The 22,681-nt window shown below is 69.2% G+C and carries 26 protein-coding genes; 13 read left to right on the top strand and 13 right to left on the bottom strand.

Annotated elements, in window-relative coordinates:
* The first annotated feature begins 1 nt into the window (after nt 1).
* On the top strand, nt 2-1,831 hold the full coding sequence (gene lepA / locus AW272_RS16055) for a translation elongation factor 4 (protein WP_066365285.1): 1,830 nt from the start codon (nt 2-4) through the stop codon (nt 1,829-1,831).
* A gap of 230 nt (nt 1,832-2,061) precedes the next feature.
* Nucleotides 2,062-3,021, top strand: coding sequence for a methyltransferase (locus tag AW272_RS16060; protein WP_066365287.1), 960 nt, complete (start codon nt 2,062-2,064; stop codon nt 3,019-3,021).
* A 66-nt stretch (nt 3,022-3,087) separates the two neighbouring features.
* On the opposite strand, the gene AW272_RS16065 is transcribed toward AW272_RS16060, so the two are convergent.
* On the bottom strand, nt 3,088-4,314 hold the full coding sequence (locus AW272_RS16065) for a glycoside hydrolase family 18 protein (RefSeq protein ID WP_245657570.1): 1,227 nt from the start codon (nt 4,312-4,314) through the stop codon (nt 3,088-3,090).
* Between the two features lie 156 nt (nt 4,315-4,470).
* Here AW272_RS16065 and hemW point away from each other — a divergent pair, with 156 nt between their 5' ends.
* On the top strand, nt 4,471-5,688 hold the full coding sequence (gene hemW / locus AW272_RS16070; RefSeq protein WP_066365299.1) for a radical SAM family heme chaperone HemW: 1,218 nt from the start codon (nt 4,471-4,473) through the stop codon (nt 5,686-5,688).
* Here hemW and AW272_RS16075 read toward each other — a convergent pair.
* On the bottom strand, nt 5,672-6,478 hold the full coding sequence (locus tag AW272_RS16075) for a DUF3097 domain-containing protein (protein WP_083958365.1): 807 nt from the start codon (nt 6,476-6,478) through the stop codon (nt 5,672-5,674). The two genes, hemW and AW272_RS16075, sit on opposite strands and share 17 nt — an antisense overlap.
* Nucleotides 6,479-6,488: 10 nt before the next feature.
* Nucleotides 6,489-6,989 (bottom strand): hypothetical protein, encoded by a 501-nt coding sequence (locus AW272_RS16080; protein WP_083958366.1) that lies wholly within the window; start codon nt 6,987-6,989, stop codon nt 6,489-6,491.
* A gap of 271 nt (nt 6,990-7,260) precedes the next feature.
* Between AW272_RS16080 and hrcA the strand changes: the two genes are divergently transcribed.
* From hrcA to AW272_RS16095, 3 genes are all read left to right on the top strand, one after another.
* The gene (gene hrcA / locus AW272_RS16085) at nt 7,261-8,274 is read left to right on the top strand and encodes a heat-inducible transcriptional repressor HrcA (RefSeq protein ID WP_066365307.1); all 1,014 of its coding nucleotides are present in this window, start codon (nt 7,261-7,263) and stop codon (nt 8,272-8,274) included.
* Nucleotides 8,275-9,405, top strand: coding sequence for a molecular chaperone DnaJ (dnaJ, locus tag AW272_RS16090; protein WP_066365310.1), 1,131 nt, complete (start codon nt 8,275-8,277; stop codon nt 9,403-9,405).
* A 96-nt stretch (nt 9,406-9,501) separates the two neighbouring features.
* Nucleotides 9,502-10,227, top strand: a complete 726-nt coding sequence (locus AW272_RS16095) for a 16S rRNA (uracil(1498)-N(3))-methyltransferase (RefSeq protein ID WP_066365312.1) — start codon at nt 9,502-9,504, stop codon at nt 10,225-10,227.
* Nucleotides 10,228-10,358: 131 nt separating this feature from the next.
* On the opposite strand, the gene AW272_RS16100 is transcribed toward AW272_RS16095, so the two are convergent.
* Together AW272_RS16100 and AW272_RS16105 are read right to left on the bottom strand one after the other, a co-directional pair.
* Nucleotides 10,359-11,069 carry a hypothetical protein gene (locus tag AW272_RS16100; protein WP_066365315.1) on the bottom strand — a complete coding sequence of 237 codons (711 nt, stop codon included), beginning with the start codon at nt 11,067-11,069 and terminating at the stop codon, nt 10,359-10,361.
* Nucleotides 11,066-11,671 carry a SigE family RNA polymerase sigma factor gene (locus AW272_RS16105; protein ID WP_245657571.1) on the bottom strand — a complete coding sequence of 202 codons (606 nt, stop codon included), beginning with the start codon at nt 11,669-11,671 and terminating at the stop codon, nt 11,066-11,068. Before AW272_RS16105 ends, AW272_RS16100 begins: the two co-directional genes overlap by 4 nt.
* Nucleotides 11,672-11,814: 143 nt before the next feature.
* Between AW272_RS16105 and AW272_RS16110 the strand changes: the two genes are divergently transcribed.
* From AW272_RS16110 to AW272_RS16125, 4 genes are read left to right on the top strand one after another with little or no spacing between them, the layout of a single operon-like run.
* Nucleotides 11,815-12,141: a histidine triad nucleotide-binding protein gene (locus tag AW272_RS16110; protein WP_245657572.1), complete on the top strand. Its 327-nt coding sequence runs from the start codon at nt 11,815-11,817 to the stop codon at nt 12,139-12,141.
* 58 nt (nt 12,142-12,199) lie between these two features.
* Complete coding sequence (locus AW272_RS16115; protein WP_066365321.1) at nt 12,200-13,222, top strand: PhoH family protein; 1,023 nt, start codon at nt 12,200-12,202, stop codon at nt 13,220-13,222.
* Complete coding sequence (gene ybeY, locus AW272_RS16120; RefSeq protein WP_066365323.1) at nt 13,219-13,683, top strand: rRNA maturation RNase YbeY; 465 nt, start codon at nt 13,219-13,221, stop codon at nt 13,681-13,683. Before AW272_RS16115 ends, ybeY begins: the two co-directional genes overlap by 4 nt.
* Nucleotides 13,684-13,688: 5 nt before the next feature.
* Nucleotides 13,689-14,960, top strand: a complete 1,272-nt coding sequence (locus AW272_RS16125; RefSeq protein ID WP_066365325.1) for a hemolysin family protein — start codon at nt 13,689-13,691, stop codon at nt 14,958-14,960.
* Between the two features lie 6 nt (nt 14,961-14,966).
* Here AW272_RS16125 and AW272_RS16130 read toward each other — a convergent pair whose 3' ends face one another.
* Nucleotides 14,967-15,356, bottom strand: a complete 390-nt coding sequence (locus AW272_RS16130; protein ID WP_157518577.1) for a pyridoxamine 5'-phosphate oxidase family protein — start codon at nt 15,354-15,356, stop codon at nt 14,967-14,969.
* A 316-nt stretch (nt 15,357-15,672) separates the two neighbouring features.
* Here AW272_RS16130 and AW272_RS16135 point away from each other — a divergent pair, with 316 nt between their 5' ends.
* The 3 genes from AW272_RS16135 to era are packed head-to-tail and all read left to right on the top strand — an operon-like array spanning nt 15,673 to nt 17,559.
* Nucleotides 15,673-16,326 carry a hypothetical protein gene (locus tag AW272_RS16135; protein WP_066365329.1) on the top strand — a complete coding sequence of 218 codons (654 nt, stop codon included), beginning with the start codon at nt 15,673-15,675 and terminating at the stop codon, nt 16,324-16,326.
* On the top strand, nt 16,323-16,652 hold the full coding sequence (locus tag AW272_RS16140) for a cytidine deaminase-like protein (protein WP_066365332.1): 330 nt from the start codon (nt 16,323-16,325) through the stop codon (nt 16,650-16,652). Before AW272_RS16135 ends, AW272_RS16140 begins: the two co-directional genes overlap by 4 nt.
* Nucleotides 16,645-17,559 (top strand): GTPase Era, encoded by a 915-nt coding sequence (era, locus tag AW272_RS16145; RefSeq protein WP_066365334.1) that lies wholly within the window; start codon nt 16,645-16,647, stop codon nt 17,557-17,559. Before AW272_RS16140 ends, era begins: the two co-directional genes overlap by 8 nt.
* On the opposite strand, the gene AW272_RS16150 is transcribed toward era, so the two are convergent.
* From AW272_RS16150 to AW272_RS16180, 7 genes are read right to left on the bottom strand one after another with little or no spacing between them, the layout of a single operon-like run.
* Nucleotides 17,550-18,038, bottom strand: coding sequence for a hypothetical protein (locus AW272_RS16150; RefSeq protein ID WP_157518578.1), 489 nt, complete (start codon nt 18,036-18,038; stop codon nt 17,550-17,552). The two genes, era and AW272_RS16150, sit on opposite strands and share 10 nt — an antisense overlap.
* A 9-nt stretch (nt 18,039-18,047) precedes the next feature.
* On the bottom strand, nt 18,048-18,821 hold the full coding sequence (locus AW272_RS16155; protein WP_066365338.1) for an urease accessory protein UreD: 774 nt from the start codon (nt 18,819-18,821) through the stop codon (nt 18,048-18,050).
* Complete coding sequence (ureG, locus tag AW272_RS16160; protein WP_066365344.1) at nt 18,818-19,507, bottom strand: urease accessory protein UreG; 690 nt, start codon at nt 19,505-19,507, stop codon at nt 18,818-18,820. Before ureG ends, AW272_RS16155 begins: the two co-directional genes overlap by 4 nt.
* Nucleotides 19,497-20,165 (bottom strand): urease accessory protein UreF, encoded by a 669-nt coding sequence (locus tag AW272_RS16165; protein WP_066365346.1) that lies wholly within the window; start codon nt 20,163-20,165, stop codon nt 19,497-19,499. Before AW272_RS16165 ends, ureG begins: the two co-directional genes overlap by 11 nt.
* Nucleotides 20,166-20,197: 32 nt before the next feature.
* A complete protein-coding gene (locus tag AW272_RS16170; protein ID WP_066365351.1) occupies nt 20,198-21,910 on the bottom strand; it encodes an urease subunit alpha in 1,713 nt (570 codons plus the stop codon).
* Nucleotides 21,903-22,229, bottom strand: coding sequence for an urease subunit beta (locus AW272_RS16175; protein WP_066365353.1), 327 nt, complete (start codon nt 22,227-22,229; stop codon nt 21,903-21,905). The genes AW272_RS16170 and AW272_RS16175 overlap by 8 nt, the downstream gene beginning before the upstream one ends.
* A complete protein-coding gene (locus AW272_RS16180) occupies nt 22,226-22,528 on the bottom strand; it encodes an urease subunit gamma (RefSeq protein ID WP_066365360.1) in 303 nt (100 codons plus the stop codon). The genes AW272_RS16175 and AW272_RS16180 overlap by 4 nt, the downstream gene beginning before the upstream one ends.
* Nucleotides 22,529-22,681 lie beyond the last annotated feature (153 nt).

The raw sequence follows: 22,681 nt of genomic DNA on the forward strand, positions 1-22,681 counted from the left end.
GGTGCGCACTCAGACCGGCCAGACCGACCCCGCGTTGATTCGCAACTTCTGCATCATCGCGCACATCGACCATGGCAAGTCAACGCTTGCCGACCGGATGTTGCAGATCACCGGTGTCGTCGACGACCGATCCATGCGCGCCCAATACCTCGACCGCATGGACATCGAGCGCGAGCGCGGCATCACCATCAAGTCGCAGGCGGTCCGGCTGCCGTGGAACGGCCACGTCCTCAACATGATCGACACGCCCGGCCACGTCGACTTCACCTATGAGGTGTCGCGGTCGCTGCAGGCGTGCGAGGGCGCGGTCCTGCTGGTCGACGCGGCCCAGGGCATCGAGGCCCAGACGCTGGCCAACCTCTACCTGGCCATGAACAACGACCTCAACATCATCCCGGTCCTCAACAAGATCGACCTGCCGGCCGCCCAGCCGGAGAAATACGCCGAAGAGCTGGCCAACCTGATCGGCTGCGAGCCGTCCGACGTGCTGCGCGTCTCCGGCAAGACCGGCATCGGCGTGAAGGAACTGCTCGACCACGTGGTCGACACGGTCCCCGCCCCCGTCGGCGACGCCAACGCCCCCGCGCGGGCGCTCATCTTCGACTCGGTCTACGACACCTACCGGGGTGTGGTCACCTACGTCCGGGTGATCGACGGTCACCTGTCCAAGCGCGAGCGCATCCTCATGATGTCGACCAAGGCCCACCACGAGACGCTGGAGATCGGGGTCATCAGCCCCGAGCCGCTCCCGTCCGAGCGTGGCCTCGGCGTCGGCGAGGTGGGCTACCTGATCACCGGTGTGAAGGACGTCCGCCAGTCGCGGGTCGGCGACACCGTCACCTCGGCGGTCAAGCCCGCCGAGAAGGCGCTCGAGGGCTACGCCCACCCGAGGCCGATGGTCTACTCGGGCCTCTACCCGATCGATGGCGACGAGTTCCCCGAGCTCCGCGAGGCCCTCGACAAGCTGCGCCTCAACGACGCCGCCCTGGTCTACGAGCCCGAGTCGTCGGCCGCGCTGGGCTTCGGCTTCCGCTGCGGCTTCCTCGGCCTGCTCCACATGGAGATCGTGCGCGAGCGCCTGGAGCGCGAGTTCAACCTGGCCCTGATCTCGACCGCGCCCAACGTCATCTACCGCGTGATCATGGAAGACGGCACCAAGCACGTGGTGACCAACCCGTCGGAGTTCCCCGAGGGCAAGATCGCCGAGATCTACGAGCCGGTCGTCAAGGCGACCGTCCTCGCGCCCTCCGAATTCATCGGCGTCATCATGGAGCTCTGCCAGGGCCGCCGAGGCTCCCTCCAGGGCATGGACTATCTGAGCGAAGACCGCGTCGAGATCCGCTACACGCTCCCGCTCGGCGAGATCATCTTCGACTTCTTCGACCAGCTGAAGTCGAAGACCCGTGGCTACGCCTCCCTCGACTACGAGCCCTCCGGCGAGCAGGACGCCGACCTGGTCAAGGTCGACATCCTCCTGCAGGGCGAGGCGGTCGACGCCTTCTCGGCGATCGTCCACCGCGAGAAGTCCTACGCCTACGGCGTCGACATGGCCAAGAAGCTCAAGGAACTGATCCCCCGCCAGCAGTTCGAGGTCCCGATCCAGGCGGCCATCGGCGCCCGCGTCATCGCGCGTGAGAACATCCGGGCGATCCGCAAAGACGTTCTGGCCAAGTGCTACGGCGGCGACATCTCCCGAAAGCGCAAGCTCCTCGAAAAGCAGAAAGAGGGCAAGAAGCGCATGAAGATGGTCGGCCGTGTGGAAGTCCCCCAGGAAGCTTTCGTGGCGGCGCTCAGCACCGACACGAGCGCCGTGGAAAAGGCCAAGAAGTAGCCTGCGACGACGGCTGACGCTCGGGGATGTGACCTCTGAGAAGGGCGAACTCCCCGAGCCTGAACCGCTCGAAGTCCGGCATTCGCCGTTCATCGGGATGCTCGAAGCGGGCCGGATCGCTCCGAGGACATCCTCGAGTTCGAGTGTCGCCATCGGGAATTCGATCGCGACGCGGGAGATCTGCCCAGTAATGTCCCTCCTTCGCCCCCGCGACGAAGAGAGGCCGACCCATGCCCGGAATCTGGGAACTCGCCGACCTGATCACCCCGATGGCCATCAGGACCGCCGCCCACCTGCGCCTCGCCGACCACCTCGCCAAGGCCCCGCGCGCCGCATCTGACCTGGCCGAACTCACCGCCACAGACGAAGACGCGCTGACCCGGCTCCTCGCGCATCTCGTGCACATCGGTGTCCTGGAGAGATCCGGCGACCGCTACCACCTGACCGACCTCGGCGATCCGCTGCGCGACGACCACCCCGACGGCTTCCGCGCCTTCGCCGACCCCGCATCCATGATCGGCCGGGGAGACCTGGCCCTCATCCACCTCCCGCACAGCGTCAAGACCGGCGAGGCCGCCTACCCCCGGCTCTACGGCGCGGACTTCTGGGCCGACGCCCGCGCTCAGGCCGCCGACTACGACCACCAGATGGGCCTGGACGTGTCGGCCGACGCCCCCGACATCGCCGACGCCTTCGACTGGGGCTCGCTGGGACACGTCGTCGACGTCGGAGGTGGGGACGGCACTCTTCTGGAGGTTCTCCTCGACCGGTTCCCCGAGCTCACCGGCCAGGTCTTCGACCAGCCCGCCACCGCTGCCACGGCGGCCCGGCGCCTGGAGAGATTCGGCCCCCGCGCCTCGGCGGTCGCGGGCTCCTTCTTCGAGAAGGTCCCGGCGAAGGCGGGTGGTTATCTGCTGACCGCGATCGTCCACGACTGGGACGAACCGAAGTCCATCGCCATCCTCCGCACGGTCGCCGAGGCCGCCGGGCCGGGCGGGCGGGTGTTCGTCATCGAGAAGGTCACCGGCGACCAGGTCGGCACCCGGATGAACCTTCGCATCCTCGTTTACATGACGGGCAAGGAACGCGGCGTCACCGAACTCGCCGCACTGGGTACCACAGCGGGCCTCGACCACGTCGCCACCCACGCCTCAGGCAGCATGTCCGTCGTCGAGTTCCGCGTGCCGTAACCGCCGTACACGGGCAAAGGAAAGGGCCGGAGCGCGACCCAGTGCGCTCCGGCCCTCGTCAGTGGGTCAGCGCAGCACCTTGTAGAGCGCGGTGGTCAGGGACGCCTTGTTGTCGTCCTGGTCGATCGACCACATCATCGAGCCGCCGAGGCCCTTCAGCCTGATGTAGGCCGCCTTCTCGACCAGCGAGATCGGGTCGTCGTAGGACCAGAACTCGTTGCCGTCGTAGAGCCACAGCGCGCCGGTCAGCAGGTCGCGGTGGCGCTTGCCGGGCTTGTTCACCAGGTCCTTGTAGTCTTCGGTGCCGGCGGCCCACTTGCCGGGGGCGGCGCCGGTGGCGGGCTTCCAGAGGCCGTTGCCGCCGGTCACGCCGGTCCAGCCCTGGCCGTAGGCGGGCACGCCGACGACGATCTTCTTCTTCGGGGCGCCGCGCGAGATGAAGTCACGCACCGTCTGGTCGACGCTGTACTTGACCGGGTTCGGGTCCTTGCGGTCGTTGAACAGGTTGCCGTTGTGGCCGGTCACGGGCTCCCACGGGCCGTGCAGGTCGTAGCCCTGGACGGTGGCGAAGTCGAGGTAGGAGAAGACCTTCTTGACCTCGAAGCCGGCGTCGATCTTCGCGGCGGCGGCGGGGAGGAAGGCGGTCAGCTCGTGCTTCTTGTTGTAGGCGTTCATCTGGCTGCGCAGCTCGGCCAGGAACAGGGTGAAGTTCTGCTTGTCCTCGGGGCGGATGATGTTGCCGACCTCGCCGGAGGAACCGGGCCACTCCCAGTCGAGGTCGATGCCGTCGAAGACGCCGGCGCCCGCGCCGGGGGCGGCGCCGGGCAGGTTGCCCTTCAGCCACAGGTCGATGCAAGAGGTGGCCAGCTTGGTGCGGGCCGCGGGGGTGAGGACGGCGTCCGAGAAGAACTTGGAGCCGGTCCAGCCGCCCAGCGAGATCAGGACCTTGAGGCCCGGGTGCTTGGCCTTCAGCTTCTTGAGCTGGTTGAGGTTGCCGGCGATGGCGCCGGTGCCGTCGTCGGCCACGCCGTCGACGCTCTGCTCGGCCGCGACCGGGCGCTGCCAGTCGGCCCACGGGTCGGCCGAGTAGCACTCGCTCTGCTGGTTGACGAAGCCGAAGGCGTAGTTGATGTGGGTGATCTTGGCGGCGGCTCCGCTGGTGTCCACGTCCTTGACGTGGTAATTGCGGCCGTAGATGCCCCACTGGATGAAGTAGGCCACCCGCTTGTATCCGGAAGAACCGGTGGAGGCCTGGGCCGGGGCGGGCGCGGCGGTGGCGACGAGGGCGGCCACCAGGGCTAACAGTAGGGGGGTGCGTAGTCTCGGCACTGTTGTCTCCGCTGCTAGGAGGCACTTCTTATAGGAAAGTTTCCTGTAAGTTTGCCGGGATCATAAAGCGGTCCCGGTGACCCCGTCAATGAACCTCCGGGCATCGGGCAGACTGGGCGGGTGCCCTCCGTGTCGCTCGACGGCGAAACCGTCCCCACGTCAGGTGAGCTGCCGTCCGCGGCGCTCACCACGCTCGGCGTGCGCCCCTTCGGTTTCTATGTGCACGTCCCCTTCTGCGCGTCCCGCTGCGGCTACTGCGACTTCAACACCTACACGGCGTCGGAGCTAGGGTCGGGAGCCTCACAAAGCGCTTACGCCGGCACCGTGATCGAGGAGATCCGGCTGGCCCGCCGGGTGCTGGGCGACGTCGATCTGCCGGTCTCGACGGTGTTCTTCGGCGGCGGCACCCCGACACTGCTGCCTCCCACTGATCTCGTACGCATCCTCAAGGCCCTCCACGAGGAGTTCGGCCTCGACCACGACGCCGAGGTCACCACGGAGGCCAACCCCGAGTCGGTCGGCCCGCGTGAGCTGGCGATCCTCCGCGAGGGCGGCCTCAACCGCATCTCCTTCGGCATGCAGAGCGCGCGCAGCCACGTGCTGCAGGTGCTCGACCGCAAACACACCCCCGGGCGGGCGGCGCAGGCCGTCCAGGAGGCGAAGGAGGCGGGGTTCGGCCACGTCAACCTCGATCTGATCTACGGCACCCCGGGGGAGACCGACGACGACTGGCGGGCCTCGCTGGAGGCGGCCATCGCGACCGGCCCCGACCACGTGTCGGCCTACTCGCTGATCGTCGAGACCGGCACCCGCCTGGCCGGCCGCATCCGGCGCGGCGACCTCCCGATGCCCGACGACGACGTGGCCGCCGACCGCTACCTGATCGCCGACGAACTCCTGGAGAAGGCCGGCTTCTCCTGGTACGAGGTCTCCAACTGGGCCACGAGCGAGCAGGCCCGCTGCCGCCACAACCTGCTCTACTGGTCGGGCGCCGACTGGTGGGGCGCCGGCCCCGGCGCGCACAGCCACGTCGGCGGCGTGCGCTGGTGGAACGTCAAACACCCGTCCGCCTACGCCGCCCGCCTGGCGGAGGGCCACTCACCCGCCCACGCCCGCGAGCGCACCTCGGCGGAGGAACGCACCCTGGAGCGGGTCATGCTCGAACTGCGCCTGCGCGACGGCTTCCCCCTCGACGACCTGGCCAAAGAGGTCAGACCCGCGGCGGCCAAGGCACTGGCCACGGGGCTGCTCGACGTCGAGGCCTTCAAGAAGGGCCGGGCCGCGCTCACCCTCCAGGGGCGGCTGCTGGCCGACGCGGTGGTCAGGGACCTGACGTGACGAAGTCGATGAGCTCCTCGACCCGGCCGAGCAGTTCGGGCTCCAGGTCGGCGTAGCTGTTCACCCGGCCGAGGATGTGCCGCCAGGCGTCGGCGGGCTCCATCCGCCAGCCGAGCGCGGCGATCACGCCCTCTTTCCACGGGATCCCACGCGGCACGTCCGGCCACCTCTTGATGCCCAGCACCGACGGCTTGACGGCCTGCCAGACGTCCACGAACGGGTGGCCCGCCACCAGCACGTGGGGGCCCGTCACCTGGGCCGCGATGCGGCTCTCCTTGGAGCCGGGCACGAGATGGTCGACCAGCACGCCGAGCCGGCGGCCGGGCTCCGGCGCGAACTCGGCGACGATCTCCGGCAGGTGGTCGACCCCTTCGAGGTATTCGACGACCACGCCCTCCACCCGGAGGTCGTGGCCCCAGATCTTCTCCACGAGCGCGGCGTCGTGGACGCCCTCGACGTAGATCCGGCTCTGCTTGGCCACCTGGGCCTTCAGGCCCTCGACCGCGATCGAACCCGAGGCGCTGCGCCTCGGGCCCTGGGGCTTCTGCTGGGGGCGTACCAGCGTGACGGGCTTGCCGTCGAGGAGGAAGGCGGCGGGTTCCAGGGGGAACAGCCGCCTTCGGCCGAACCGGTCCTCCAGGGTGACGGCCTCCTTGTCGCAGACCACAACCGCCCCGCAGAACCCGTCGTCGGCCCACTCGACCACGAGGTCGAGCTCGGCTGGGATCTGCGGGATCGTCCCCTTCTTGGGGCGCCGCCAGTCTCCGGAGAGCACGTCCCGCTCGTACATGCCGAAAACGTTAGTACATCCCCATCATCCGGCGGCGGGCCCGGCCGCGCCGCACCAGCACGACGATCGTGGTGATCAGGGCGAGCAGGAAACCGAAGCCGGGCACGAGGATGAGCGCGGCCAGCCCGGCCACCAGACCGCCCGCCACGTCGCCCGCGGCCGACAGGAGCTGCTTGCCGACGCCGAACTTCACGCCCTCGCCGTCACAGGCGACCTGATACTGACCGGACGCCGGGACGCCGATTGTGAACAGCATCTCCCACTTGGTGCCGTCGAGGGTGAGGGTCTGCGTGCCGACCGCCTTGTCCAGGGTGATCTTCTGGCTGGCGTCGGTACCGGTGACCTGGCACGACACGTCGGTCGGCTGGCCCGCGGCGGCCCAGATGGCGGGGCTGTCGGCCGGGTTGAGGTCGACCTTGACGGTCTCGCCGCCGGTGAAGGTGGTCTTGGGGGCGATGGCCGAGCCGGCGAAGATCACGCCGCCCACCACGAGCGTGACGACGAAGAACACCCAGGAGAGAACGATCCAGAGGACCCGCGGGCGGATGGGACCCTGAGGGGGCGGAGCGCCGTAGGGAGACTGGGGGGCGCCGTACTAAGGGTGGGGCTGCTGGCCATAGCTCTGGCCATAAGGAGCGGTCATGGGGGACATTGTGGGATAGACGACTTGCGACGTATTTGCAGTCGGCTTGTTCCGCCCGTCCCGGCCGTGTCATCGCACCTTGGGAGTGGTGGCCGTACACTTGGCACTCGGGAACACAGAGTGCCAGGGAGGTGAGACCGTGCTTGACGACCGGAAGCTGGCGGTGTTGCGGGCGATCGTCGAAGACTACGTCTCCACCCACGAGCCCGTGGGTTCCAAAGCACTCGCCGACCGGCACAACCTCGGCGTCTCGCCGGCGACCATCCGCAACGACATGGCGGCCCTCGAAGACGGGGGCTACATCCACCAGCCCCACACCAGCGCGGGGCGGGTCCCGACCGACAAGGGCTACCGGCTGTTCGTCGACCGGCTGTCCCAGGTCAAGCCCCTGTCCGGCGCCGAACGGCGGGCCATCGAGACCTTCCTGGCCGGCACGCTCGACCTCGACGAGATCGTCACCCGGACCGTCCGGCTGCTCGCGCAGCTGACCCGGCATGTCGCGGTCGTCCAGTATCCTTCCCTGACCCGCTCGACGGTCCGCCACGTGGAGATCGTGCCGCTGGCCGACACGCGGGTCATGTTGGTCCTGATCACCAACACCGGCCGTGTCGAGCAGCGGGTGGTCGATCTGCCCGAAGTGATCGCCGACGACCGGGTGTCCCATCTGCGCGCCGTGCTCAACGCGGCGCTCGACGGCTGTGGTCTGGCCAAGGTCCCCGAGACCGTGGCCGCCCTGCCCGAACATCTGTCCCCCGAAGACCGGCCGGTGGCCGCCACGATCCTTTCTGTGATCCTGGAGACCCTGGTCGAACGGCATGAAGAGAAGATCGTGTTCGCCGGGGCCGCCAACCTCGCCGCCGCCGATTTCACCATCGGGCTGCGCGACGTCCTGGAGGCTCTGGAGGAGCAGGTCGTCCTGATGCGTCTCCTCGGCGAGACCGACGATCTGTCCGAGCTGACCGTCCGGATCGGCTCGGAGAACCCCTACACCGGTCTGCGCGGCACCTCGATCGTGGCCGCCGGATACGGTTCGGGCGACAAGGAACTGGCCCGGCTCGGAGTGCTGGGCCCGACGCGAATGGATTATCCGGTGACGATGGGTGCGGTGCGCGCGGTCGCGCGCTATGTCGGCCAGATCCTGGCGGGGTCATAAGTGGCCAAGGACTATTACGCCACCCTCGGCGTACGCCGCGACGCCAGCCAGGAAGAGATCAAGAAGGCATACCGCCGTCTTGCCCGTGAGCTGCATCCCGACGTCAACCCCGACCCGGCGACGCAGGAACGCTTCAAGGACATCACCGCGGCCTACGAGGTGCTCTCCGACCCCCAGAAGCGCCAGATGCACGACATGGGCGGCGACCCCTTCGGCGGCGCCGGCGGCGGCGCGGCGGGCTTCGGCGCGGGTTTCCCCTTCAGCGACATCATGGACGCCTTCTTCGGTACGGCTTCCGCCGCCCGAGGCCCCCGTTCGAGGGCGCGGCGCGGCCGTAACGCGACGATCCGGGTCGAACTCGACCTGGCCGAGTCGGGCTTCGGCACGACCCGCGAGCTCGTGGTCGACACCGCGATCCTCTGCGAGGTCTGCACCGGCTCCGGCGCGGCGGCCGGCACCCACCCCGACACCTGCGACATGTGCCACGGCCGGGGTGAGGTCTCCCAGGTGACCCGCTCCTTCCTGGGCCAGGTCATGACGTCGCGGCCCTGCCCCCAGTGCGGCGGCTTCGGCAGCGTCATCCGCCACCCCTGCCAGGAGTGCTCCGGCGACGGCCGGGTCCGCACCCGCCGGACCATCAAGGTCCGCATCCCGGCGGGCGTCGAAGACGGCACCCACATCCAGCTCGCCGGTGAGGGCGAGGTCGGCCCCGGTGGCGGGCCGCCCGGCGACCTGTTCCTGGAGATCGTCGAGCGTCCCCACGCGACCTTCGAACGTCGCGGCGACGACCTCCACTGCACCGTCCAGATCCCCATGACGGCGGCCGCTCTGGGCACCTCCCTGACCATGGAGACCCTCGACGGCGCCGAGCAGATCGACGTCCGTCCCGGCACCCAGTCGGGCCAGGTCATCCCCCTCTACGCGCGGGGCGTGCAGCGCCTCAACGAGACCGGCCGGGGCGACCTGCTGATCCACGTGAGCGTCGAGACGCCGATGAAGCTCGACGTCGAGCAGGAAGAACTTCTCCGCAAACTGTCGCAGCTGCGGGGAGAGGAACGCCCGCCCGGCAAGTTCGCACCGGGGCAACAGGGTTTTTTCTCCCGCCTAAAAGACGCCTTTAACGGCCGCTGACCTGACCCCCTCCCTTTTCGGGGAGGGGGTTCTCGTTCTCAACGTCGGCCGCCCGCCAAACTTCGACGGCGGGGTTTCCACGCTCCGGGAGTTCCGATGACCGTTCCCGTCTTCCTGGGCGAGATCTCGCCGGGCCCGCGTCTCGTGCTGGGCGGGCCCGAGGGCCGTCACGCCGCCGCCGTGCGCCGCATCACGGCCGGAGAACGCGTCGACGTGACCGACGGCGCCGGCACGGTGGCCGAGTGCACGGTCGAGACGGCCGGCAAGGACCACCTCGACCTCACGGTCCTGCGCGTGTACGAGATCCCGCCGCCCTCCCCGCGCCTGGTGGTCGTGCAGGGCCTGCCGAAGGGCGACCGGGGCGAACTGGCCGTGGAGATGATGACCGAGGCCGGAGTCGACGCGATCGTCCCGTGGTCGGCCTCCCGGTCGATCACCCAGTGGAAGGGCGACCGCGCGGCGAAGTCGCTGGCCCGGTGGCGCTCGACGGCCCGTGAGGCGGGCAAACAGGCCCGCCGCTTCCACCTGCCGGAGGTTCTCGACCTGGCGTCCACGAACCAGGTGGCGGCCCTGCTGGAGTCCGCGGCCCTGGCGGTCGTCCTCCACGAGGAGTCGGCCGAGCCTCTTTCGCGCCTGGATCTGCCGGAGAAGGGCGACATCGTCGTGGTGGTCGGGCCGGAGGGCGGCGTCTCCGACGAGGAGATCACCCGCTTCCAGGCCGCCGGCGCGGTGCCGGCCCTCCTGGGGCCCACGGTCCTGCGCACCTCGACGGCGGGCGTCGCGGCGGCGGCGGTCCTGCTGACCCGAACCGGCCGCTGGTAGCCCGCGCCCGGCAATTCGGAAACAGCGTTGTTCACCGGAAAGGCATTCATTCACGTCCGCGGAAAACGAAAGCGGGCCCTTCGGGTGCGCTTGGCACGTTCCGAGGGGCCCGCTCCGATGAAGCCTGAGACTTAGGACGCCGGGGTCGAGACCTCCACCGTCGTCGACGGTGTCTCCGTGGGGGTCGGGTCGGCCGTCGGGGTCTCGCAGGTGTCTCCGCAGCCCGTGGGGGTCGGGGAGGGCGCATCGGCCGTCGGTGTCGGGGACGGCTTGCTGGGGGTCTTGGTCGCGCTCGGTTTCGGCTTCGGACCGGTGCCCGCGGTCGGGTTGGCCTCTTCCGTCGGGCACTTGGCCGTGGCGTTCTGGCCCGGGGTCGGCGTCGGCTCGTGCGTGAGGCACGGGTCGGACGACGGCTCGGCCGAGGGGACGACGGCGGGCTGAGACGGGACGATCGACGAAGCGGGCGCCGGCGTCTCGGGTGGCCGGGTCGGATTCTGGGTGGTGATCGAGATGCCGGGCTCCGACTGTGCCGGCGGGGGTTGGAAGGTCGAGTCGGACGAGGGCAGCTCGCCCGCCGGGGTCGACTGCCCGGGTTCGTTGCCGACGGTTTCGACGCCCACGCTCTCCCGGAACTGGGGGACGGAGACGACGACGATTCCGGCCACCAGGGCGGCGGCGGCCACGGACGCACCTATGCGCCACCACAGGAGACCGCGCAGACCGCGGTTCTCGATGCGGTGACGGATGATCTCCAGTCCGTCGGGAGACGGCACGACCGAGTCCGCCTCCGCGCGCATCACACGGCGGAGGAGGTCGCCGTGCTCGTCGGGGGGGATGGTCATGAGAACTTCTCCAGCACTGAACGTAGTGAGGCCATGCCTCTGGCGGTGTGACTCTTCACCGCGCCTTTGGAGATGCCCATGGCGTGGGCGATCTCGGCCTCGGAAAGGTCGCCGTAGTAGCGCAGGACCAGAGCTTCGCGCTGCCGCTGGGGCAGGTTGCGTAGCCCATCGATCACCGCGCTGCGCTCAAGCTCGCCAATGGCGCCGTTCTCGGCACTCGGAGCGTCGGGGAGGCCCTTGGGGGCGTACTTCTCCACGACGGCTCGATGACGCAGCACGGAGCGCGAACGGTTGACGACCGACTGTCGCAGGTAGGCAAGTGCCTTGTCGGGGTCGCGCAGCCTGCGCCAGGCGCCATGAATGGCGACGAACGCGTCTTGAACGACTTCCTCGGCGCTGGCCACATCACGGACCAGCAGCACGGCGAGACGCACAAGTGACCGATAATGGGCGCTGTAAAGCGCCGTTACGGCCACGTCGGCATCCCACCCGACGGGCACCGTGCCCAGCGACCTGTCGGCCACGAGGGTCTCGGTGGTCACATCAGTAGGACGCTCGTCCTTGCCAGAGGGTTTACGTTCTTCCGAATCATTAGGGGGCATGACCCAGTTGTGTCCTCGCCCGACACAGGGATTGGTTGACGGTGCAGTGTCGCACATAAACCCTATCCGGGCAGATCTTTGCCCGGGACAATCCGGGGATTACCGATTGGCAACGCTAGGCTTCCCCCGTGAAGAATGATTGCTTGTTCTGCGCAATCGTGGCCGGTGAGATACCCGCGACGGTCGTTCACGAGACGGACACCACCCTTGCCTTCCGTGACATCAACCCCCACGCCCCCACGCATGTTCTGGTCGTACCGAAAAACCATGTGCGCGACGCCGGTGAGTTGGCGGAGGCTGGGCTCGCCGACGACGTGATCAAAACGGCCAAGGCCGTCGCGGTCGCCGAGGGCATCGCCGATTCGGGTTACCGGCTGATCCTGAACACCGGGCCCGATTCGGGGCAGAGCGTGTTCCACGCCCATCTCCACCTGCTGGGCGGGGCACCGCTCACGCTCCAGATGGGATAGCGGAGGGCTACCATTGACAGCGGAAATAGGGAGGCGAGCAGGCCCGACGAGGCCGCCCATGTCCGAGACGCGCGCAACACAGAAGACCCACGCCAAGGTCGTGATCCCCGACGAGCACTCGATGATCAGCATCCTGGGCTCGCGTGACGAGCTCCTCAGGGTCATCGAGAAGAGCTTCCGGGCCGACATCCATGTGCGGGGCAACGAGATCACCATCACCGGGTCCCCCGACGAGAGCGGTGTCGTGGTCCGGCTGTTCGAGGAGCTGGTCGAACTCGTCCGGGCCGGGGCGCAGCTGACCCCCGACGCGGTCGAGCGCAGCGTGTCCATGCTGCGCAAGAGCAACGGCCGGCCGGCCGAGGTGCTCTCGCTCGACATCATCTCCTCACGCGGGCGCACAATCCGCCCGAAGACGGTCAACCAGAAGAACTACGTCGACATGATCGACAAGCACACGGTCGTGTTCGGCATCGGCCCCGCCGGAACGGGCAAGACCTACCTGGCGATGGCCAAGGCCGTGAAGGCCCTGCAAGACAAACTGGTCAACCGCATCATCCTGACCCGTCCGGCCGTGGAGGCCGGTGAGCGGCTGGGCTTCCTGCCCGGAACGCTCTACGAGAAGATCGACCCTTATCTGCGGCCGCTCTACGACGCCCTCCACGACATGCTCGACCCCGACTCGATCCCGCGCCTGATGGCGGCGGGCACGATCGAGGTCGCGCCGCTGGCCTACATGCGCGGCCGCACGCTCAACGACGCCTTCATCATCCTCGACGAGGCCCAGAACACCTCGCCCGAGCAGATGAAGATGTTCCTGACCCGCCTCGGCTTCAACTCCAAGATCGTGGTCACCGGTGACGTCACCCAGATCGACCTCCCCGGCGGCACCGACAGCGGCCTCAAGGTGGTCCAGGGCATCCTCGACGGCATCGACGACATCCACTTCAGTCGTCTGACCAGCGCCGACGTGGTCCGCCACAAGCTGGTGGGCCAGATTGTCGACGCCTACGGGCGCTACGACGCCGCGGTCGCGTCCGACCCGCGCGCGGTCACCGGCAACCGGCCCAGGGGGCGACGATGACGATCGAGGTCAACAACGAGTCCGGCGCCGAGGTCGACGAGAACCGTCTCGTCGCCCTGGCCGCCCATGTGCTCGGCCAGATGGGCATCAACTCCCTCGCGGAGCTGTCGATCCTGGTCGTCGACGAGGCCGCGATGACCGCCCTCCACGAACAGTGGATGGGCGAGCCCGGCCCCACCGACGTGCTGGCCTTCCCCATGGACGAACTCCGGCCCGGCCAGGGCCGCAGCGACGACACCTCGCCCGACCCCGCCCTGCTGGGCGACGTCGTGCTGTGCCCGACGGTGGCGGCCAGGCAGGCCGCCGAGGCGGGCCACTCCACGCAAGACGAACTCGACCTGCTGTGCACCCACGGCATCCTCCACCTGTTGGGTTACGACCACGCCGAGCCGGAGGAGCACGCCGAGATGTTCGGCCTCCAGGGTGAGTTGCTCGAGTCGTGGCGTAAGTCAGCCCCCTAAGGATCATGAGTAACGGCTGGTTGATCTCGGCCGTCGCCCTTATCGTCGGCGGCGGCCTGCTCGCGAGCGCGGAGACCGCGCTCACCCGAATCTCTCGCGTGCGCGCCGAGGAGTTCGTCAAAGACGGACGCCGCGGCGCGAACCGCCTCCAGGCCATCGTGGCCGACCCCCCTCGCTACCTGAACCTGCTGCTGCTCCTGCGGATGAGCTGTGAGCTGGGCGCGACCGTCGTCGCGACCCTGCTGTTCATCGACTGGCTGGGCGACACGGGCCAGGCCTACGCGGCGGCGGCCGGGGCCATGATCGTCATCGCCTACGTCATCGTCGGCGTCTCCCCGCGCACCCTCGGCCGGCAGCACGCCGAGCACATCGCGCTGGCCGGGGCGCCCATCGTCTACGGGCTGACCCGGATCCTCGGGCCGCTGCCCACTCTGCTGATCCTGCTCGGCAACGCGGTCACCCCCGGCAAGGGTTTCCGCGAAGGGCCGTTCACCTCCGAGGCCGAACTGCGCGACCTGGTCGACCTGGCCGAAGAACGGCGGGTGATCGAACCCGACGAACGGGAGATGATCCACTCGGTGTTCGAGCTGGGCGACACGCTCGTGCGCGAGGTCATGGTGCCGCGCACCGACATGGTCTTCATCGAACGCCACAAGTCCCTGGAACAGGCGCTGTCCCTGGCACTGCGCAGCGGGTTCTCCCGCGTTCCGGTGACGGGCGAGAACGAGGACGACGTCATCGGCATCGCCTACCTGAAAGACATCGTCCGCCGCATCCAGGAGACCGGCGACGACGAGGGCGCGGTCGAGGAGCTGATGCGCCCGGCGACCTACGTCCCCGAGAGCAAGCCCATCGACGACCTGCTGCGCGAGATGCAGGCCCGGCAGATCCACCTGGCCGTCGTGATCGACGAATACGGCGGCACCGCCGGACTCGTCACGATCGAAGACGTCATCGAGGAGATCGTCGGTGAGATCGCCGACGAATACGACCAGGAGGCCCCCCGCGTCGAGCACCTCGACGACGGCGCCGTCCGGGTCACCGCGCGGCTGGCGGTGTGGGAGCTGGAGGAGCTGTTCGATACCGAGATCGAGTCGGAGGACGTCGACACCGTCGGCGGCCTGCTGGCCCAGTCGCTCGGCCGGGTGCCGATCGCGGGCTCCGAGGCGACGGTGGCCGGGCTACGGCTCACCGCCGACGAACTGGCCGGCCGCCGCAACCGGATCAGCACGGTGGTGGTCCGGCGGGTCGACGACGAGGCGGTGGCGCGGCACTGACCGGGTCTAACTCCTGACTGGGTGGACGCGGAATTCGGCCGCGTTCTCGTCGAAGAGTAACCACTCGGTGACGTCGATCCGGTAGAGCTGCTCGCCCGGGGCCAGGCGCCCCGGGCCCGGTGATTCCGCGACAGTGGTGAGGCCGGCGAAGGTCACGCCCTGCCCGGGGCCTGCGATGATCGAGCCGGCCACTTTCGGTCGTGCGGCCAGACCGGCGACCAGGGGGCGCTCCCGGTGGGCGATGAACATGAGCCGATCCGGCGCGAAGGCCGCGCGGAAGGGCAGGGGGAGGATCGCCGGTGCCCCGTCGCCGTCGACGGCGGACAGGGACATGAGACGGGCGTTGCCGACGTACTCAAGAAGGAGGCGGCGGCCGTGAGTTGGTGCGGATGTCACGTGCCAAGAATGCTCTCACCTGCTTGGGTGTGTCTTGCATCCGACACGGCGATTCTCCGCAAGCGTTCTTTAAGCGACTTGCAAGTCATCCGGTGCATTCTTCTCTCAAGGCGCTCGGGAGGGGTTCGGGGCGCCGAACAAAGGGGTCGATCGGTGCGCCGGGAGGGGTTCGCGGCGCACCGGCTGGTCCGAGGGGGATCATCGATTAGGGGGCTCTCGTCCGGCGAGAGCCCCCTAATGATGTTTTCGGCCAGGTGGTTGTCGTATTTCTGGCCCGGGAATGAAGCCCGGGGGAGATCGACGAGGGGAACCTGGAATGCGCCTGGCGAGACTCACGGTCGCCTGTTGTCTGCTCACCGCCGCGGCCGCCTGTGGCTCCGCGCCCATTGGCGACGCCCGCACCACTCCACAGGCGCTCAAGATCAAGGCGGTGCTCGCCGATCTCGACGAGATCCCGCGCGGGTTCGCCACCCGCTCGCGGCCCGGCTGGGAGGAACCGTTCAAACCGGTCGTCCAGGAGTGCCGCCGCCTGTTCAACCTGATGTCCGGCCGCCCGGCCCGCAAGGGCCTGACCGCCACGGCCACCGCGACCTACCTGGGTGAAGGCGTCGGCCAGACGGCCGCCGTCTCCCTCGCCCTGTACGGCGCCCGCGAGGCCGCCGACCAGATGGACGCCCTGGTCAAGGCCTCTCGCAAGTGCACCACCGCCCGTGACCAGACCGCCGGGGAGGTCAACCGGCTCACCGTGGCCCCGCTCGCGGTGCCGGAGAAACTCCTCGAAGGCGGCGGGATCGCGCGCCGCCTGGTCGGGCGGGTCGGCGGCTATCCGTACGAGATGCATCTGATCGTGGCCCGTCAGGGCGGGGCCGTGATCGGGCTGGTGAACGCGGGGATGAGCGGGCCCGACGCCAGGACCACCGAGGAACTGGCCCGATTGGTGTCCCGCAAGGTCGCTACCCTTGACCTGTGACGCTCGACCCTGAAGACGAAAAGATTCTCACCCTGGCCCGGTCGGCCCGGGCCAGGAACGGCACCGCCGAAGGCGCTGCCGTCCGTGACGAGACCGGCCGGACCTATGTGGCGACCGACGTGAACCTGCCCTCGCTGCGGCTGACCGCCGTGCAGGTCGCGGTGGCGATGGCGGTGTCGAGCGGAGCCCAGGGCCTGGAGGCCGCCGCGCTGGTCAACGACGCGGAGGAACCGTCCCAAGAGGATCTGGGCGCGGTGGGAGACCTCGGCAACGCCATCCTGTTCCACGCGAGCGGCGACGGTTCCCTGAAAGGCCGCTATGTCTGACAAGCGGGTGTCCGAGTTCCGCGCGGGGTTCGCCGCGTTCGTGGGGCGGCCCAACGTGGGCAAGTCGACCTTGATGAACGCCCTGGTCGGCACCAAGGTCGCCATCACCTCATCCAAGCCCCAGACGACCCGCCGGGTGATCCGCGGCATCGTCCACCGGCCCGACGCCCAGCTCGTCATCGTCGACACCCCCGGTCTGCACCGGCCCCGCACCCTGCTGGGGGAGCGGCTCGACAGCCTGGTGCTCGCCACGCTGACCGAGGTCGACGTGCTCGGGTTCTGCATCCCGGCCAACGAGCCGATCGGGAAGGGCGACCGGTTCATCGCCGAGAAGCTCGCCGCGGTCAAGAAGACGCCGGTGATCGCCGTGGTCACCAAGTGTGACCTGGCCTCGCGCGAGCAGGTGGCCATGCAGTTGCTCGCGGTGTCGCAGATCGCGGAGTTCGCCGAGATCATCCCGGTCTCGGCGGTCGGAAACGACCAGCTCGACCTGCTGGCCGACCTGCTGATCGCCCGGCTGCCCAAGTCGCCGCCCCTCTACGCCGACGGCGACCTGACCGACGAGCCCGAACAGATCCTGGTCGGCGAGCTGATCCGCGAGGCGGCGCTCGAGGGCGTGCGCGACGAACTGCCCCACTCGATCGCCGTGGTGGTCGACGAGATGGGCCCCCGTGAGGGTCGCGACGATCTTCTCGATGTCTACGCCCACCTGTTCGTCGAGCGGGACTCCCAGAAGTCCATCATCATCGGTCCCAAGGGCAGCCGGCTGAAAGACGTGGGCAGCAGGGCCCGCCACCAGATCGAGGCGCTGCTCGGCAGCCGCGTCTACCTCGACCTGCGGGTATCGGTCGCCAAGGAGTGGCAGCGCGACCCCAAGCAGCTGCGCCGGCTGGGCTTCTACGACTGATCGGGCCGGCCCTTGACGCGGCGCCCGGCGAGCGCGAGGCAGGCCAGCGCCGCCACCACGACCGAGGCACCGAGACCGGCGAACCAGCCGTAGAAGATCGTGGGTTCGACCTCGACGAGGCCCGGAATGGCCATCGTCAGCCGGTCGAACCCATGGGGTCTGGCCAGGAACATGGCCAGCGAGAACGCCGCGATCGCGCCCGGCAGAATGGCCATGCCGGTGATGATCCGGCTGCGCGATATCCCCAGCGCGCCGAGCCCGGCGGCGACGACGCCCGAGCCCATCACCCACCAGCCGGCCCCGTCTTCGGTTCCGTGGACGGTGGTCAGGTCGGCGTTGATGACCCCGAAGGTGGCGCTGATCCCGGCCCAGGGCAGTACGCCCGTGACGGCGAGGGCGAGCCCCGCGACGACCAAGGCCAGACCCAGTAAGGCGCTTGTCCCGCTTCGCTCCGGTGTGGGGGGATGTGCGGCTGCCACCTCTCCACCTTAGGGGAGAACGCGGCTCTCGCCCCACGAGAGCCGCTGACGGAGTTCGACCGCGTCGCGGCCGAGCGCGGAGACGAGAGTGCCGGGACCGGCGAGTGGGAGCACCGCGACCCCCTCGGCCACTTCGGCCTCTCTGAGTTCGGTCTTCGGTTCGGCCGGCGTCGTTTCGGCCGAGGACGTGTCGTGGGCGCGGCCGGCCGTAATCAGGGTGCTGCCGACGCAGCGGGCGTCGCCGAACACCGCTGGGCTGCCGTCGATGTCCGGGTCGCCGACGACGAACTCCTGGCGGAGCAGGGGGCGGCCGTCGATCGACGCGTCGAAGCGTGAGTGGCAGCGGCCGGGCTTCTCGCCGTGGCGGCCGAAGACGATCTCCTCGCGCCAGAACAGGGCGGCGTCTTCGGCCAGGTGGACGGTGGTCGTCATCATGTGGTCGCAGCCCGCCGCCAGGACCGTCGGTTCGGGGGCGAAGACGAGGGTGGCGCCGGAGGCCACGTACGCATGGATCTCCATCAGTGAGCGGCCGGTGCCGGGGAGCACCAGCGTGCTAGCGATGGAGCGGACGGTCAGGGAGGTTTTCTCGGCCACCTCGACGTCGAGGCGGAGGTGGTCGCCGCCCAGGGGGCCGGCGCCGGTGGAGACCAGGTGGATCTCGCCCCGGGCCGTCTGGCGCAGGGTCAGCGGGGGGGCGGAGCGCATGGTTTCGAGCCGGGTGAGGCCACGGTCGTCCAGACCCGTGCGGAGGACCGCACGGGCCCGGACCAGCGCTTTGGTCACGATAGGTAGCTGTGCGAGTGGGGGGTGCCGTGTTCGTGCTGCCAGGAGCCGACGATGCCGACGACCCATTCGGCGACCGAGTGGGCGCCCTTGTCCTCGCGGATGGAGGTGAACAGAACCGGTTTGCCGTCGCGGACCTTGGCCGCGTCGCGGGACATGACCGTCAGGTCGGCGCCCACCATGGGCGCCAGATCGGTCTTGTTGACCACGAGCAGGTCGGCCGAGGTGACTCCGGGGCCACCCTTGCGGGGGACCTTGTCGCCGCCCGAGACGTCCAGGACGAAGATCTGCTTGTCGGCCAGACCCCGGCTGAACGTCGCGGTCAGGTTGTCGCCGCCCGACTCGACGATCACCAGGTCGAGAGGGCCGAAGCGTTCCTCCAGGGTTTCCACGGCGTCGATGTTGGCGGCGATGTCGTCACGGATCGCGGTGTGCGGGCAGCAGCCCGTCTGCACGGCCGTGATCCTGGCGGGGTCGATGACGCCTGCCCTGCGCAGGAAGTCGGCGTCCTCGGTCGTGTAGATGTCGTTCGTCACCACACCCAGCCGCAGCGAGGGGCCGAGGCTCCGGCAGAGCGCCGCGACGAGAGCGGTCTTGCCACTCCCGACCGGGCCGCCGATGCCCAGGCGCAGCGCCCGGTTGTGCCCGTCGGGCGCCTCGTGGTGGTCATCGTGGTTAGCTGACAAAGAGCCTTACCTCCGTACGTAGGTGCTGTTCAGCCAGCAGATCGAGAGCGGGGGCGGCGTGCGCGGGTAGCGCTGACCAGTCGTGCTGTTCGGCGATGACCGAGTCGTAGGGCAGCTCGGCCAGGACCCGGTGGACGGTCACGGGGTCGAGCCCCAGCAACCGCACCGCGGCCGTGGCCGCGCCGGTGACGGACGTGTACGCGGCCGCCATCGCGGCCTGGTCTGGTGTGCACCCGGCGGCCTGGGCGGCGACGCCGAGCGCGATCGGATGGTGGGAGCCTTCGGGTAGGGCCTTCGCGAGGTCATTGAGCGTTGCGGACGGCCAGATCCTCCGAGCGGTTCTGACCAGCAGGCGGCCCTGAGTGCGACTGGCCTGCCGCTGTGCGGGAGACGCGATCCGGGCGTCGGCCTCGGCGTCCAGGAGCTCCCAGGAAGCCGATGCCGAGCAGGCGGACCAAGCCAAGGCGGCCGCCACCCGGCCCGCAGTGGCCAGGCGGCCCCGGAGGAACCGCGACAGGTCGTCGGCACCGGTGATCAGGCCGGCGCGGCAGGCTTCCTCGGCGCCGCCCGAGTGGGCGTGGCCGCCCGCGGGCAGCCGCGAGTCGGCGAGCAGCAGGAGGGCGGCCAGGCCATGCGTCGCCGCGCCCTGGTTCGGCATCCCACCTGTCGGCGACCCGTGCATCGGCATCCTTAGAAGAGAAAGTAGCGCTGGGCCATGGGCAGGACCTCGGCCGGGGCCGGTTCGATCAGTTCGCCGTCGATCTTCACGGCGAAGGTGTCGGGGTTGACGTCGATGTCGGGGAGGGCGTCGTTGAGGGGCATCGACTCCTTGCCCCGTGACCGCACGTCGGCCACGGCGGCGAAGCGCCGGTTGACCCTCAGCCGGTCGGCGAGGTCGCCTTCGAGGGCCAGCGGGGCGACGAAGTGGACCGAGGTCTGCGAGGGCGCCGCGCCGTAGGCGCCGAACATGGGGCGCGGCAGGACCGGCTGCGGGGTCGGGATGGACGCGTTGGCGTCGCCCATCTGGGCGTAGGCGATCATGCCGCCCTTGACGACCAGGTCGGGCTTCACGCCGAAGAACGCGGGGCTCCACAGCACCAGGTCGGCCAGTTTGCCCACCTCGACCGAGCCGACCTCGGCGTCGAGGCCGTGGGCGATCGCCGGGTTGATGGTGTATTTGGCGACGTACCGGCGGGCTCTGAGGTTGTCGGCCGGGCCCGCAAGGGCGCCTCGGCGCTTCTTCATGACGTGGGCGGTCTGCCAGGTCCGGATGATCGTCTCGCCGACGCGGCCCATCGCCTGGGAGTCGGAGCCGATCATCGAGATGGCGCCCAGGTCGTGCAGGACGTCTTCGGCGGCCATCGTCGTCGGGCGGATGCGGGACTCGGCGAAGGCCAGGTCTTCGGGGATCGACGGGTTCAGGTGGTGGCAGACCATGAGCATGTCGAGATGCTCGTGGTGGGTGTTGACGGTGTGGGGGCGCGTCGGGTTGGTCGACGAGGGGAGGATGTTGCGCTCCCCGGCGACCTTGATGATGTCGGGTGCGTGCCCGCCTCCGGCGCCTTCGGTGTGGTAGGCGTGGATGCTGCGACCGGCGATGGCGGCCAGGGTCGACTCGACGAAACCGGCCTCGTTGAGGGTGTCGGTGTGGATGGCGACCTGCACGCCGGTCGCGTCGCAGACCTTCAGACAGGCGTCGATCGCGGCGGGGGTGGTGCCCCAGTCCTCGTGCAGTTTGAAGCCCGACGCGCCCGCTCTGAGCTGCTCCAGCAGCGCCTCTTCGCTGACGGTGTTGCCCTTGCCGAGCAGGGCGACGTTGACGGGCATGCCGTCCATCGCCTCCAGGATGCGGGCCAGGTACCAGACCCCGGTGACGGTGGTCGCCTTGGTGCCCTCGGCCGGGCCGGTGCCGCCACCGATGATCGTGGTGACGCCGCTGGCCAGGGCCTCGTCGACGATCTGCGGGCAGATCAGGTGGACGTGGGAGTCGACCGCCCCGGCTGTGATGATCTTGCCGTTCCCGGCCAGGATCTCGGTCGACGGGCCGATGACCAGGTCGGGGTGGACGCCGTCCATCGTGTCGGGGTTGCCGGCCTTGCCGATGGCGACGATGCGCCCGTCCCGGACGCCGATGTCGGCCTTGACGATGCCCCAGTGGTCGAGGATCACCGCCCCGGTGATCACGAGGTCGGGGGCGCCCTCGGCGCGGGTGGCGCGGGCCTGGCCCATCGACTCGCGGATGACCTTGCCGCCGCCGAAGACCGCCTCGTCGCCCGACCCGGCCGGGCCCATGGCCAGGTCTTCGGTGACCTCGATGAACAGGTCGGTGTCGGCCAGGCGGATCTGGTCGCCGACCGTCGGGCCGTAGAGGGCGGCGTAGCGCGCTCTGGTGATCTCAGGCATGCGGGCTCCCGTCGAGAGGGCCGGCCCATTCGGAGCGCAGGCCCGGCACGACCCGGTTCCCGCCGATGGGCACCAGGGTGACGTCGCGCTCGATGCCCGGCTCGAACCGGACGGCGGTGCCCGCCGCGATGTCGAGGCGGTGACCCCAGGCGGCCTTGCGGTCGAACTCCAGCCCCGGGTTGGCGGCGGCGAAATGGTAGTGGGAGCCCACCTGGATGGGCCGGTCGGCGGTGTTCACCACGCGCACGGTCACCCGCTCGCGCCCCGGGTTCAGCGGGACGGGCACGGTGCCGGGAACGATCTCTCCGGGAACCGTCATGAGATCGGGTGGTGGACGGTGACGAGCTTGGTGCCGTCGGGGAAGGTCGCCTCTATCTGGACGGAGTCCAGCATCTCCGGCACCCCTTCCATGACGTCCTGACGGCGCAGCACCTTGCGGCCGGCGTCCATGAGATCGGCGACGGTCTGTCCGTCGCGGGCTCCCTCGAGCAGGAAGGAGGCGATGATCGCGGTGGCCTCCGGATGGTTCAGCCGAAGACCGCGGTCCATCCGGTCGCGCGCGACGCCCGCCGCGACGTGAATCAGCAGGCGTTCCTGCTCGTGTGGGGTGAGCCGCATGGCCGGACCCTAAGAAAGATCGGTTTCAATGGCGTTTCCGCACGATGACGGCAGCGTTTCCGAACTTTCTGGCCCTCAGATCGATGATAGCGCGATCCGGCTCGTTCATTGATTGGGTGAAGTTTCGGTAATCGGCTATTAACCTTCCCGATT

The organism is Herbidospora mongoliensis, assembly GCF_001570545.1.
GTDB classification, from domain to species: Bacteria; Actinomycetota; Actinomycetes; order Streptosporangiales; family Streptosporangiaceae; genus Herbidospora; species Herbidospora mongoliensis.

What these genes read in the sequence shown, in the direction of transcription:
- AW272_RS16060 (WP_066365287.1), top strand. Translation starts at nt 2,062, where the DNA reads ATGCCCGGAATCTGGGAACTCGCCGACCTGATCACCCCGATGGCCATC.
- AW272_RS16075 (WP_083958365.1), bottom strand. Translation starts at nt 6,478, where the DNA reads ATGTACGAGCGGGACGTGCTCTCCGGAGACTGGCGGCGCCCCAAGAAG.
- AW272_RS16095 (WP_066365312.1), top strand. Translation starts at nt 9,502, where the DNA reads ATGACCGTTCCCGTCTTCCTGGGCGAGATCTCGCCGGGCCCGCGTCTC.
- AW272_RS16100 (WP_066365315.1), bottom strand. Translation starts at nt 11,069, where the DNA reads ATGACCATCCCCCCCGACGAGCACGGCGACCTCCTCCGCCGTGTGATG.
- AW272_RS16105 (WP_245657571.1), bottom strand. Translation starts at nt 11,671, where the DNA reads ATGCCCCCTAATGATTCGGAAGAACGTAAACCCTCTGGCAAGGACGAG.
- AW272_RS16115 (WP_066365321.1), top strand. Translation starts at nt 12,200, where the DNA reads ATGTCCGAGACGCGCGCAACACAGAAGACCCACGCCAAGGTCGTGATC.
- ybeY (WP_066365323.1), top strand. Translation starts at nt 13,219, where the DNA reads ATGACGATCGAGGTCAACAACGAGTCCGGCGCCGAGGTCGACGAGAAC.
- AW272_RS16125 (WP_066365325.1), top strand. Translation starts at nt 13,689, where the DNA reads ATGAGTAACGGCTGGTTGATCTCGGCCGTCGCCCTTATCGTCGGCGGC.
- AW272_RS16135 (WP_066365329.1), top strand. Translation starts at nt 15,673, where the DNA reads ATGCGCCTGGCGAGACTCACGGTCGCCTGTTGTCTGCTCACCGCCGCG.
- era (WP_066365334.1), top strand. Translation starts at nt 16,645, where the DNA reads ATGTCTGACAAGCGGGTGTCCGAGTTCCGCGCGGGGTTCGCCGCGTTC.
- AW272_RS16165 (WP_066365346.1), bottom strand. Translation starts at nt 20,165, where the DNA reads ATGCCGAACCAGGGCGCGGCGACGCATGGCCTGGCCGCCCTCCTGCTG.
- AW272_RS16170 (WP_066365351.1), bottom strand. Translation starts at nt 21,910, where the DNA reads ATGCCTGAGATCACCAGAGCGCGCTACGCCGCCCTCTACGGCCCGACG.
- AW272_RS16175 (WP_066365353.1), bottom strand. Translation starts at nt 22,229, where the DNA reads ATGACGGTTCCCGGAGAGATCGTTCCCGGCACCGTGCCCGTCCCGCTG.
- AW272_RS16180 (WP_066365360.1), bottom strand. Translation starts at nt 22,528, where the DNA reads ATGCGGCTCACCCCACACGAGCAGGAACGCCTGCTGATTCACGTCGCG.